Raw genomic sequence first — 12,098 nt, 5'->3', positions numbered from 1 at the left:
ACTTCCACGCAGTAACGGTTTTCCCGCGCGGGAAAAGCGCCGTTTCAGTCGAAATCAGATATTTTGGGCGCCTGCGATCAATTCCCAGCGCTTACCGTTCGACTGGGACTGCCGGGCGAAGTAATTATAAGGGGTGCGCGACCAATCTCTGACCGAGTTGGTCCTGTTGTCGAGCACGAGGTCACCTTCGCTCGTGCGGACCGTGAGAACCGTGTGGCCCTCCCCGCGGTAGCGCGCAACCGTAAGTAGCAGAGCCGAGGCCGGCCAACCCCGTTTCAGGAGCTCCCGCTTCTTCAGAATTGCAAAGTCCTCGCAGTCTCCATAGGCGGTCGGCACACGCCAGTCATCTTCCTTGCCGACGTTTGCGCGGTCGCTGCGTTCTCGGATGCTTGCATTGACGGAGCTGTTGATCTGCTTGAGCTCGCTGATTTTTTCCGGAGCGAGAACGACGGCCTTCTTGCCGCCGCCAGTGTTGCAGAGCCGCGGCTCGCGGACGCAGAAGGATGCGAAGGCCGGCGGCGCGAAGGCCTTGCCGGCGGTCCTCATGGTTGTACCGGCATCGGCAGCCCCAGGGGCCGCAATCAGCAACAAAAAGACTGTCTGCGCAATGAAGCGTTTCACGAGGCGTTCTCCAACGGCGGGCATAAGTCCCCCGGTCCGCCGTAGAGACTAGCTAAGATAGATTAAGCCATGGTTGATAACCCGAAATGAGGCAGCGATATGGCCATCTACTAACAATTTGTAAATTGACCACAGTTAATTTTAATTCAATTCTAAAAAGTATTTTTAAAGTTAATGTCTTTAGGAGTATAGAAATGAAAAGAATTAATAGATCGATATTTCGGACGTTCTTCATACTATCCACGGCCACGATTGGAGCTGTAATCGTTACGACGGATGCGGATGCAGTACAGCGCCAGCGCATGACTGCCCGTCAGTGCAGTCCCCTTTCGGAAGACAACTTCGCGGCATGTTGCGTTGCAATAAACCGAACGAAGATTCTCACCCCCGCGCAGATTAAGATGTGTCCGCCCCTGACGACGGCATCTATCGGCGCCGGCACCGGACGCCACGATCGCAGCGACTCCACGGCAAGCGGTCCGATGAGAGGTGGCGGCAAAGGCGGCGGCAGCAAGGGCGGCGGCGGTGTTGGCGGCGGTGGCGGTGGCGGCGGTGGCGGCGGCGGCGGCGGCGGCGGTGGCGGCGGTGGCGGCGGCGGCGACAATGGCGGTGGCGGCGGCGGCGACAACGGCGGTGGCGGCGGCGGCGACAACGGCGGTGGCGGCGGCGGCGGCGACAACGGCGGCGGTGGTCAGGATCCCGGCAAGGGTGACCAGGATAATGGCAAGGGTAACCAGGACGGCGGCAAAGGCCACCAGGATAACGGAAAGGGTGGCCAGGACGGGGGCAAGGGCCACCAGGACAACGACAAGGGCAACCAGGACGGCGGCAAGGGCCACCAGGACAACGACAAGGGTAACCAGGACGGCGGTAAGGGCCACCAGGACAACAATAAGGGCGATCAAGACGGCCGAGGCAAAGGCGGGAAGGACAAGGGCGGAAAAGCCAAGGGCGACAAGTAAGCAGCCGCGGCAATCGCCGCGGTGACGGAAGTCCCTGGCATCAGCAAGAAGAGTGATCACGACCGTTGACGGCTTACGGTCAGACTGGGAAAGTGACAAGCCGGGGCGCTTGTCCAGCAACGTCAACGGTAACTCTTGAAGGGCGGCTCCCGCAGGTGCCGCCCTTCCCTTCTTGAGCGCTGTAGTCAGGACGGGATCGGGAAGAGTGCAGAACCTGAAATGATTTGACCCGCGCAGCTACGACAACCTTTCACTAACCCCTGGTCCCGATAATGCCGCCGCAATCGAGGACCGAATCCCATGACCAAGACAAATTCCAAAAGACGAAAGCGCAGTACGGCCCGCAAGAGCAGCCGGAGCGGTATGGGCCGCTGGTATCTGGCGGCCGCAGTCATCGTCGGCGGGATTGTGGCCTACGAGCATCGGGGGGAGTTCGGCCATCTGCCCGGCGCATCGAAGCTGACGGCACTGCTTTCGCACGCCGAGAAACCGGCCGAGAAAAGAGCGCAGGCGAAGAAGCCGGCCGAGAAGAAACCACCAAAGAAGGTGGAACTGGCGACCATTCCGATCCCTTTCCGTCCGAAGGAGCAGACCGGGTCGATAGCGCCGAAGACCGCATTGATCCCGCCTGCACCCGTTGAACTACCGGTTAGGCAGTCTCTCGAACAGGCGAGTCTGCGCCCGGCCGAGAGCGGCACCTTTTATTTTTGCGGCATCCGCCACGATAACTGCGTTCTCGACGGCGATACCTTCCTGTACCAGGGCCAGAGGATTCTCATCGCCGATATAGACGCGCCGGAAACGAAGCTCGCGAAATGCGACGAGGAACGGTCGCGCGGCTCTTATGCCAAGGCACGATTGCGCGAGTTGCTGAATTCCGGAAACTTCGCCCTCGTTGCATCCGAAACCAGCCCCGGCGACGAGCCGGGCAAGCGGCGGCTCGTCGTCAGGAACGGCAGGTCCCTCGGAGACATCCTCATATCGGAGGGGCTCGCCAGAAAGCGAACCGGGCAGCCACAGTCGTGGTGCGGTCAGTCCACCGCGCGCGTTTCCGGTTGAACCGCATCGGCAACAGGACGCGGGATTAAAATTCGCTACCCATAGCGGCGATGATCCGACAGAAGCGCATCGATGACCCGCCGCGATTTTTCGATTTCCAGTCGATCGGTGCCCGGCATCTCGGCGGCAACGATCAGCGCCTTCCACAAGGTCCATCCACGGCCACGCGCCCAGGTCTCTTCGTCGAGCGGAAGGGCGTCCCGGAATGCGGCGCGGCTTGTTTCATCGAACATCGTCCAGGAGATCGACAGGTCGCAAGCCGGATCGCCAACGCCGGACGTGCCGAAATCGATCACGGCGCTCAAGCGGCCGTTTTCGACCAAGAGGTTACCCGAGGCGACATCGCCATGGAACCAGACGGGATCATCGTTCCATGCGGAGGCAAGCGCCGCCTCCCACACCACACGTGCGGCGGCAACGTCGATCGTGCCCTCGAGCGCTTCGAATGCCCGGCGCGTTTCGTGGTCGTAGACGGCCAAAGGACCGCCTCGGTAGAAATTGTGTTGCCCGGGCGGCGGACCGCTCCACGCGTCGATCCGTTGCAGCGCAGCCAGGAATTCACCGAGCGTCGTCGCAAAACTGGCGAGATCGGCGATGGGCGCATGGGTCGCGGTCTCGCCCCGGAGCCAGCGATAGACGGACCAATGCCACGGATAGCCCCTGCCCGGCCGCCCAATGGCTAAAGGCACAGGAATACGCAACGGCAGGTGCGGTGCAAGTCGAGGCAGCCAGTGCTGCTCCTTTTCCACCTGAAGCGCGTAATGGGCGGCGCTCGGCAACCGCACGCTCATATCGTCGCCGAGGTGAAAGGTCCTGTTGTCCCACCCACCGAACTCGACCGGCCTTATCGGCAGGTCCGCCCATTGCGGAAACTGTTCGGAAATCAATTGTTCGACGAGGGCTGTACTGATTTCGGGCGTTTCGGCGGAAGACATCGAATATCCGCTTCCCTGATCACGGTGATTTTTAGACTGCCGGGAGGAGCCGGATCGCTTCGATGTTCCAACGAGACAGCGGAACGATCCGGGTTGGATCAAATTATGATCATGAAACGTGACGGTTTCCAAGTTTCCGCGCGGAAATTGCGCTCAGGCATCGACCTGCAACAGCCCGAGTACCCGCATTACGGCGGACGGTATCGGGCCGATGACGGGCACATCGAATAGCGGCTGCAGTTGCTCGGCGGCCTGTCCTAGCGGACCGCCGCCGATGATGACTGCCTCTGCCCCATCAAGGTCGACGGAGGCGCGAACTGCGTGCCAAAGCGAGGTCCGCAGACGCTCCTCGTCTCCGGCAACGGCGAGCGGATCGCCGGGCGTACAGCGGATGCCGGAGTAGAGATGCGAAAGCCCCAGATGCCGTGCCCGCTCGGCGATCGCATCCGCGAGGTCGGGCGTCGTGGTTGCAACGCCGAACCGTCGTCCATCCCGGGAAGCCTCCAGCATCGAAGCTTCGCAGATGCCCACGACCGGGATACCGACACGCTCCCGAAGCAGGGCAAGGCCGGGATCGCCAAAAGCACTGACGATGATCCCGAGGCAGCCCGGCTCGTGTCTGGTGCCGATTTCCACCACCTCGTCGGCGGCGGCCGCCAGTTCGTCCGGCTTCAGGATCATCCGGGGACTGCGCCTGGCCGTGGCGCTTGCCACGGCCAGGCGCCCGTTCGCAGCCTTCTGCGCGATGGAGACCATCATCTCGCTCGTCGCCTGCGAGCTGTTCGGGTTGATCAGCAGGAGATGGGAGCTCACGTTCTGAGCTCCACGGCGACTGGCCCCTGCTGCTGCGCGACTTTGGGCTGATCGGCCTCCGCCGGTTGCGAGAGATCCTCCATCGATCGGCCGTAGGTTTCCGGCCCGAGCTGGATGCAGAATGCGAAGACCGCATACATCCCCGCAGCAAGCCCGAAGACGCCGATCATTCCGTAGCTGTCGAACAGCATGCCGGAAATCGTGGGCACGAACGAGCCGGCCGCCGATCCCGTTGCCAGGATGAGGGCCACCCCGAAGGCACGGATTCTCGTCGGGAACAGTTCCGGCGCATAGATCCAGATCGACGTGTTGAGGAGCAGGACGAAGAACTGGAAGATGGCTCCGAACAGGAGAACGAGGTAAATATTGGTGCCGAGAGTAACGATCGACACCGCCGCAAGGCAGGCGAGCGCCGCACCCACGGTCAGCACCTTCTTGCGCGGCAGATAGTAGCCGAACATCGAAGCGGCGATCGCACCGAGGACGCTGCCGCTCTGGATGATCATGCTGTAGAGCAGGCTGCCGGAGAGCGTATAGCCCATCGACACGAAGATGACGGGCATCAGCGTCAGGACCGACAATTGCGCGCCATAGCTCATGAGAATGGCGATCGCTACCGGTATGGTCCGCCCGATGAAGGGTGCGCGGAAGAGTTCCCGCCAGTCGCTCTTCTCGGGTGCCTCGTCCGTCATATGGTCTGTCGTCAGGTATTCGTGCACCACGAGATCGCGCGGTTTGAGCGAGCCGGAGGCCAGGATGGACAGCACCTTGTTCGCCTCGCCGATCCTGTTCTTCGAGGCGAGGAACCGCGGCGTCTCGGGTACAAAGCGGCGATAGAAGACGACCAGAAGTGCCGGCAGCGCCAGCGATGCGAATAGCCAGCGCCAGCTGTTCTCTCCGGGGAAAAGCGTGAATATCAGCAGACCGAATGCCGGCGCCAGGAAATTGCCGAAGCCACCGGCGCCGACATTCACGAGGCCTGCAGCCGTGCCGCGAAACTTGGGCGAGCAGAATTCGGAGAGCATCGTCACCGCCGTCGAGATTTCGCCGCCGACGCCGAAGCCGACGATCGCGCGGGCAAAACAAAGCATGGTGAAGTTCGGCGCCATCGCGCAGGCCGCCGAGCCGATGGTGAAGAGCAGGAGATTGATCGTCAGCATGACCCGTCGGCCGTAGCGGTCGCCGAGAATGCCCGACAGCAGTCGCCCGATGGCGGCGCTGCCGAAGGTGATCGTGTTGAGAAATCCGATATCCGTGCCGGTGAGACCCCAGTGCTCCTTGAGAATGGGGCCGGCGACGCCGATCGTGTTCTGTTCGAAGCTGTCGAACAGGCAACCGATCAGGACAAGGGCGAGGATCTGCTTGTGCGCGCCGGTAACGCCGATTTTGGTGAAAGCCGATTCCAGTTGTCGAATGACCGGCGAACTCCCGCCGGTCGGCACCATATTTTCCGCTGCCATTGTTGTTCCCCTTGTGGTTGAACGAGCGTGAAAACTTAGTTTCTCAATCATACACCAAGAAACTACAGTTTCATAGCCCGAATCCACAGGGGCGACGGAGAGGGCTTCCTGCCCCTCCCGGCAGTCCCCGACGCGGCGCCTTGACGGGCTTGGTCGCGGTCACCCTGCCTTGGTGGCTCGTGGCTGGATCCGAGGATCCACACGCAAGGCGTTCCAGCCAGAGGCCCATCAACGGCGAGCTCCATAAGCCGTCGCGGCCTGCATTCAGCGGACTCACAGCTCTTCCAGCGTGTCGTTCAGTGCCTCGATACCGCGCAGCCGGTTCCGGCCGGCCACGCCTGCGGTCTCGATGCAGCGCGTGGTCAGGAGATGGCAGAGCGCCATCACCGACACGTGGTTGAAAAGCGGTCCCGGCGCCAGCGTCTGGCAACGGAAGTGCCAAGCCGCACGGCTCAGGAGAGGCACGCCTTCATCGGTGATGTAGAGCAACTTCGCCTGGGTTCTTTCCACCTGCGCCATGAGTTGCTCCATCAGAGCGACGCGGCGCCGCAGGCCGAAGAGAACGACGACGTCGTCGGGCCCGATGCTGACCAGATGCTCGCCGAGCGTCTGCCCGCCTCCGGGAATGGCAGCGATGTTTTCGATCACCTGCGTGAGCTGCCATTGCAGGTAGGTGGCGAAGGAATGGCTGGCGCGAAAGCCGATGACCCACACCTTGCGTGCCTCCAGGATGGCTGTGGCAGCCGCATCGATCTCAGCCTCGCCGATCGCGAGGAACGTGGCTTCGAGATTGGCGACGCCCTGGGCGACATGCGCTGCGACCGATTGCCGGCCGTCGGCGTCGGTGGCGGTCGCCAGAAAGAGGCGCGACCCGGTCTGCTTGTCCGCGCGCGCGTGCCGCCGCGCTTCCTCGTAGTTTTCATAGCCGAGACGCTGAACGAAGCGCGACACGGTCGCTTTCGACACATGGGCCAAAGCCGCCAGCTCCTGCGCGGAATAGCTCGCTATTTCCCCCGGAAAATCACAGAGGAAATCGCCGAGCCGCCGCTCGGCCGGGTGCAGCTCCGGCAGAATTTCGCGGACACGAGCGAGGAAGGATCGTTCTTTGGCAGCCATCGGCACTCTCATGAAACTGTCGTTTCACGGGACTGTCCGATTTTCGTCCGGCCTTGGCAATAGGTGGAAGATCCGCTCCCGCGGTCACCTCTCCTCCCGAAGCGTATCCTTCTGCGTGATCAGTCGGGCGCTGTGCTGGCCGCTCAGATAGGTCCATAGCCAGCTCCAGGCCACGGCAAAGCGGCTGCGGGTACCGATCAGGAAGTAGATGTGGGCAATGCCCCAGATCCACCAGGCGAGCGATCCCTTGAGCTTGATCCGGCCGAAATCGATGATCGCCGCGCGCTTGCCGATGGTGGCCAGGCTTCCCTGGTGCCGGTAGCGGAACGGCCCCGGGGCCGGCGAGCCCGTGAGCCGGCCACGGATCACCTGGGCGACATAGGCTCCCTGCTGCTTGGCCGCGGGCGCGATGCCGGGCACCGGCTTGCCGCCTTCCTGAATGACCGATGCCGTATCGCCGATGACGAAGATGTCCGTGTGGTCCGGCGCGGTCAGATCGGGCCCGACCTTAACGCGGCCGGCGCGGTCCGCGTCGGCGCCGACCCATCTGGCTGCAGGTGAGGCCTGGACCCCCGCCGCCCAGACGAGCGTCCGGCTCGGGACGAAGCTCTCGCCTATCGTGACCCCCTCGTCGGTGCAGTCGGTCACCGGCGTGCCCGTCAGCACCTCGACGCCAAGCTTCTCCAGTTCGCGGGAAGCATAGGCGGAAAGCTCCTCGCTGAAGGCGGGAAGAATGCGCGGGCCGGCTTCGACGAGCACCACGCGGGCCAAACGCGTATCGATCCGGCGGAACTCGCCGGGCAGCGTTCGATGGGCCATTTCGGCGATGATGCCCGCAAGCTCGACCCCCGTCGGTCCTGCGCCGATGATCGTGAACGTCAGCAGCGCATCGCGCCTGGCGGGGTCCTCCTCCACCTCCGCCTGCTCGAAGGCGATGAGCACGCGGCGGCGAATGGTCGTCGCATCCTCCAGTGTCTTGAGCCCGGGCGCGACCGCCGCCCATTCATCGTGGCCGAAATAGGCGTGCGTTGCGCCGGTCGCCAACACCAACGTGTCGTAGGGGACCGAATGCCCATGCGCGAGCGTCACTTCCTTCGCAATCGTGTCGACGCCCGTCACCTCGCCGAGCAGCGTCGTCACCTCCTGTCGGTCGCGGTAGAGCCGGCGGATCGGCCATGCGATCTCCGAAGTCGCAAGCACCGTGGTCGCCACCTGGTAAAGCAGCGGCTGGAAGAGGTGATGATTGCGCCGGTCGATCAGCGTGACCTTGACCGGCGCACCCTTGAGGTCGTTGACGAGTTGCAGCCCGCCGAAACCTCCGCCGACCACGACGACATGATGTCTTTCCTGCATGGTCTTCCGTCCTGTTCCTCATCCCGCTCAGGCTGGCAAGACTGTTCAACTCCACAAGCCGGAGCGCAAGCCTTCGCCCGGCATGGCTGCATTGCATCCGCGGATGGTCTTCGCGTGATGTTTCGGCGGCCCTACTCGGCATAGCCGACGGGCACTGCGGTGCCACTTTTCAGGACTTCCATCGAAATCGACGCGGAAACGTCGAAAAGCTCCACCTTCCGCACGATCTGCTTGTAGACGACGTCGTAATGTTCGACCCTCGGCAGAACCACCTTGACGATGTAATCGTAATTGCCGGTCAGCCGGTGCGCCTCTACGATCTCCGGAATGTCGCTGATGGCCCTGCGGAACTTTTCGATCCAGTCGTCGGAGTGATGCGCCGTCTTGATCAGCGCAAAAACCGTGGTCGGCACGCCCATCCTTTCCCGGTCGAGTACGACGATGCGCCGGGTAACATAGCCCGCCTCCTCCAGCCGCTGAATGCGCCGCGAGCAGGCGGAAAGCGAAAGACTCACCCTCTCGGCAAGGTCGCCCATGGCGACGCTCGCATCCTGCTGCAGAAGCATGAGCAGCTTCCGGTCTCTCTCGTCAAGCACGCTCCGACTCCTTGCTCTTGCCATAGAGTGCGCCGAAATTTTTCGGAACATTCGGATTTGGCGCAAACGGCTTGCTAAAATTTGGCCAAGCGCCGATCAAAGCAAACACATGCGACCGGGCCCGCACGATAATCTAGCAATGGAACGGGGAACGTGGCGAAGCGTTCCCGACCGGCCACAGGACAGCAGCAGGGAACGCGACGATGGAAATGCGGAAAATCGGCCTCATCGGCGGCATGAGCTTCGAAAGCTCGGCAGTCTACTATCGCCTGGTCAACGAGGCCGTGCGCAGGCGACGTGGCAAATTACATTCGGCGGAAGTGCTTCTGCATTCCGTCGACTTCCAGCGGATCGTGGACCTGCAGAGAGCCGGCCATTGGGACGACGCCGCCCTGCTTCTCTCCGATGTTGCCCGCGGGCTCGTCGCCGGCGGCGCGGACTGCATCCTGATCTGCAGCAACACAATGCACCTCATTGCCGACGCGGTGCATGCCTCGGTCGACGTCCCGTTGATCAACATCATCGACGAAACGGCACTGCGCCTGAAAGCCGCCGGCAGCCGCAAGCCCCTGTTGCTCGCCACACGCTACACGATGGAACAAGGCTTCTATGCCGAGCGCATGAAGACACATGATATCGACCTGATGGTACCGGATGCCGATGGGCGGACACTGACCCACAACGTGATCTTCGACGAGCTCTGCGCCGGCCAAGTGCTGAACGCCTCGCGCTCGGCAGTGATCGGGCTCATCGAGAAAGCAAAAGCGGAAGGTGCGGACGCCGTCATTCTCGGCTGCACCGAAATCTGCCTCCTTCTCGATCCGGCCGATTTGCCGCTCCCGGGCTTCGATTCCACCGCCATCCACGCCGAGGCGGCGGTCGAATTCTCGCTTCGCGACCGGCAGTAAGCTGCCTGCCTAACGGCGCTGGATATAGGAGGCCCAGCGCAGCACCGAGAGCGATGCCGATCGTGATGCCCAGCGCGACATTGTCGAGCGCGGACCCCACGGCTGCCCCAACACCTACGCCGATTGCAATGCCGATTGCCATGAGCGTGGCGATACCACAGGCCTGTGGCGACAATCCGCCTATTGCGCGTCGTCGTACTCCGCCCGTGCCTGTCGGATAGCCTGGTGGTTCTCTAGCGACCAGTCGACGAAGACCCTTAGGACGGCAAGGAATGAGCGGCCGAGATCCGTGAGGCTGTATTCCACGCTCGGGGGCTGCGTCGGGTAAACGGTACGGCGCAGATAGCCATCACGCTGCAGGTCACGCAGCGTCTGGGTCAGCATCCGCTGTGAAATGTCCGGGATGAGCCGCCTGAGCTGCGAGAACCGCAAGGGACCGTCGGCGAGCGACAGAATCATCAGCGAGTTCCACTTACCGCCGATATTGTCCATCACGTCCCGCACCGGACAATTGTCGATGTCCACAGGCATGCCGCAGACGACTGCCACCCGCTCGCCCTTCAACGTGCCCGACGCCCTGGTCATGGCGGTACCCTTTCCGTAACCACGGCAGAAAAAACTGCCTCCTTTACAGCTCTTAGCAGATCACGGGATAAGAGCAACTCTCAAAAAGAGACCAGCTTTCGGCATGAGCTCATGTCGACAGGACATGCTGAACAACGCGCTGAAGTGGAAAAAAAAGGAAAATCATGTCTGGAAGACTGCTCGTAACCGGCGCCGCCGGCCAGTTCGGCAAACTCGTGCTCGATGCCCTCCTGGCATCCGGCAAGACGAAGCCGGCCGATATTATCGCCACCAGCCGGGACATTGCCAAACTGGCGGACTACGCAGCGAAGGGCGTGGAGACCCGTGCCGCCGATTTCGACGATCCGGCTTCGCTCGAGCGGGCCTTCGCCGGCGCCGACCGAATACTCATCATTTCGACGGATGTTCTCAACGAACCGGGCAAGCGTCTGAAGCAGCACCTTGCCGCCGTCGAGGCGGCCAGGAAGGCGGCGGTGAAGCACATCCTCTATACGTCGATGCCGCAGCCGGAAGCTTCGGTGATCCCTTTCGCGTCCGACCATCTCGGCACCGAAGAAGCCATCAAGGCGACGGGGATTCCCTACACGATTCTGCGTAACGCCTGGTACATGGAAAACCTCCTCCTGTCGCTCCCGCACGCACTCGCGGCAGGACAATGGTTCTCCTCCGCCGGCGATGGCCGTATTTCCCACATCGGGCGCCGTGACCTTGCCGCGGCCGCCGCTTCCGCTCTCCAGTCGGACTCGGCGGAAAGCCGCACTTACACCCTGACCGGAACGCAGGCTCTCACAACCGGCGAGATCGCCGCCCTTGTTGCCAAAGCCACGGGCAAGAAGCTCGAGGTCGTCCATGTCTCTGACGAAGCACTGGCCGGCGGTCTCAAGAATGCGGGTCTGCCGGACTTCTTCGTTCCGATCCTCGTCTCCTTCGACGCCAATACCCGCAAAGGACATTTCGACATCGTAACCGACGACACCGCCGGCCTTACCGGCAGGCACCCCATCGACCTTGCCTCCTTCCTGGAGGCGAATAGGGCGGCGCTCGCCCACTGATCATAGGTCGCAGGAGGCCCGGCAAAACGACCGGGCCTTTTCTGGGCTGATTCGAGGGTAGTGACCGAGGTCGGCGTTCAGCGCAGGGCGGTCTCGCTCGAACTCTCCGGCGCGGAAGCTGCGGCCCGGCGAGCCACCCTGCCCTCCTCGGCCTTGTAGAAATACTGGCTCGCCACCAACCACCCCTTTAGCGGCCTCAACGGCGGAATGCAGGTCAGGAGCATGAACGGCCCGGTGACCAGGAGATGGACCCAAAGGGGTGCGTTGTATTGCACCTCCAGCCACACGCCGAGAAAAACGCTCGGCACGCAGGCAAAGCAGATGACGAAGAAAGCAGGCCCGTCCGCGGGATCGGCGAAGGAATAGTCCAGCCCGCAGACTTCGCATCCTCGCCTGAGCTTCAGGAAGCCATCGAACATATGCCCCTGGCCGCAACGGGGGCAGCGACCGCGCAATCCCGTATGCAGCGGCGATAGAGGCGGCCACTCTTGATCCGGCATCGTTCTTCCTTTCAGTCTTCTGCGTGCCCCGCAAACCCGCAACCTTGCGAGACGTTCCCGTCGGCCGGGCACCACCCGCTTGGGCGACCCAAAAAATATGACATACAAACCATACAAGAACAATAAATTGTATGCATT

Annotated in this window: 13 protein-coding genes and 1 pseudogene; 4 read left to right on the top strand and 10 right to left on the bottom strand. The window is 62.4% G+C overall.

Going from position 1 to position 12,098, the window contains the following annotated elements:
• Window positions 1-54: 54 nt before the first annotated feature.
• The gene (locus M1D34_RS04780) at window positions 55-645 is read right to left on the bottom strand and encodes a transglutaminase-like cysteine peptidase (protein WP_003537029.1); all 591 of its coding nucleotides are present in this window, start codon (window positions 643-645) and stop codon (window positions 55-57) included.
• A gap of 170 nt (window positions 646-815) precedes the next feature.
• On the opposite strand from M1D34_RS04780, the gene M1D34_RS04775 reads away from it, so the two are divergent.
• Both M1D34_RS04775 and M1D34_RS04770 read left to right on the top strand, forming a co-directional pair.
• Window positions 816-1,583 carry a hypothetical protein gene (locus M1D34_RS04775; RefSeq protein ID WP_015007802.1) on the top strand — a complete coding sequence of 256 codons (768 nt, stop codon included), beginning with the start codon at window positions 816-818 and terminating at the stop codon, window positions 1,581-1,583.
• Window positions 1,584-1,883: 300 nt separating this feature from the next.
• Complete coding sequence (locus M1D34_RS04770; protein WP_013844626.1) at window positions 1,884-2,642, top strand: thermonuclease family protein; 759 nt, start codon at window positions 1,884-1,886, stop codon at window positions 2,640-2,642.
• Window positions 2,643-2,677: 35 nt separating this feature from the next.
• Here the strand turns inward: M1D34_RS04770 and M1D34_RS04765 are convergent, their stop codons facing one another.
• The 6 genes from M1D34_RS04765 to M1D34_RS04740 form a co-directional block, all read right to left on the bottom strand.
• Window positions 2,678-3,577 (bottom strand): aminoglycoside phosphotransferase family protein, encoded by a 900-nt coding sequence (locus tag M1D34_RS04765; protein ID WP_003533789.1) that lies wholly within the window; start codon window positions 3,575-3,577, stop codon window positions 2,678-2,680.
• A 153-nt stretch (window positions 3,578-3,730) separates the two neighbouring features.
• Window positions 3,731-4,390, bottom strand: coding sequence for an aspartate/glutamate racemase family protein (locus tag M1D34_RS04760; protein WP_003533791.1), 660 nt, complete (start codon window positions 4,388-4,390; stop codon window positions 3,731-3,733).
• The gene (locus M1D34_RS04755) at window positions 4,387-5,850 is read right to left on the bottom strand and encodes an MFS transporter (RefSeq protein WP_318880222.1); all 1,464 of its coding nucleotides are present in this window, start codon (window positions 5,848-5,850) and stop codon (window positions 4,387-4,389) included. The genes M1D34_RS04760 and M1D34_RS04755 overlap by 4 nt, the downstream gene beginning before the upstream one ends.
• 273 nt (window positions 5,851-6,123) lie before the next feature.
• Complete coding sequence (locus tag M1D34_RS04750) at window positions 6,124-6,966, bottom strand: MurR/RpiR family transcriptional regulator (protein WP_127598614.1); 843 nt, start codon at window positions 6,964-6,966, stop codon at window positions 6,124-6,126.
• 84 nt (window positions 6,967-7,050) lie between these two features.
• A complete protein-coding gene (locus tag M1D34_RS04745; RefSeq protein WP_498780925.1) occupies window positions 7,051-8,319 on the bottom strand; it encodes an NAD(P)/FAD-dependent oxidoreductase in 1,269 nt (422 codons plus the stop codon).
• A 131-nt stretch (window positions 8,320-8,450) separates the two neighbouring features.
• Window positions 8,451-8,915 carry an Lrp/AsnC family transcriptional regulator gene (locus tag M1D34_RS04740; protein ID WP_003533799.1) on the bottom strand — a complete coding sequence of 155 codons (465 nt, stop codon included), beginning with the start codon at window positions 8,913-8,915 and terminating at the stop codon, window positions 8,451-8,453.
• 203 nt (window positions 8,916-9,118) lie between these two features.
• Between M1D34_RS04740 and M1D34_RS04735 the strand changes: the two genes are divergently transcribed.
• The gene (locus M1D34_RS04735) at window positions 9,119-9,823 is read left to right on the top strand and encodes an aspartate/glutamate racemase family protein (protein WP_010969687.1); all 705 of its coding nucleotides are present in this window, start codon (window positions 9,119-9,121) and stop codon (window positions 9,821-9,823) included.
• 22 nt (window positions 9,824-9,845) lie between these two features.
• Here the strand turns inward: M1D34_RS04735 and M1D34_RS04730 are convergent.
• A pseudogene (locus M1D34_RS04730) lies at window positions 9,846-9,965 on the bottom strand (glycine zipper domain-containing protein); the annotation flags it as partial.
• A 38-nt stretch (window positions 9,966-10,003) separates the two neighbouring features.
• Window positions 10,004-10,408: a winged helix-turn-helix transcriptional regulator gene (locus M1D34_RS04725; protein ID WP_003533805.1), complete on the bottom strand. Its 405-nt coding sequence runs from the start codon at window positions 10,406-10,408 to the stop codon at window positions 10,004-10,006.
• Window positions 10,409-10,572: 164 nt separating this feature from the next.
• On the opposite strand from M1D34_RS04725, the gene M1D34_RS04720 reads away from it, so the two are divergent.
• Window positions 10,573-11,460, top strand: coding sequence for an SDR family oxidoreductase (locus tag M1D34_RS04720; protein WP_010969689.1), 888 nt, complete (start codon window positions 10,573-10,575; stop codon window positions 11,458-11,460).
• Between the two features lie 77 nt (window positions 11,461-11,537).
• Here M1D34_RS04720 and M1D34_RS04715 read toward each other — a convergent pair whose 3' ends face one another.
• A complete protein-coding gene (locus M1D34_RS04715; protein WP_318880224.1) occupies window positions 11,538-11,960 on the bottom strand; it encodes a DUF983 domain-containing protein in 423 nt (140 codons plus the stop codon).
• Window positions 11,961-12,098 lie beyond the last annotated feature (138 nt).

This window comes from Ensifer sp. D2-11 (assembly GCF_054161295.1).
This window is presented reverse-complemented; position numbering and strand designations above follow the sequence as displayed.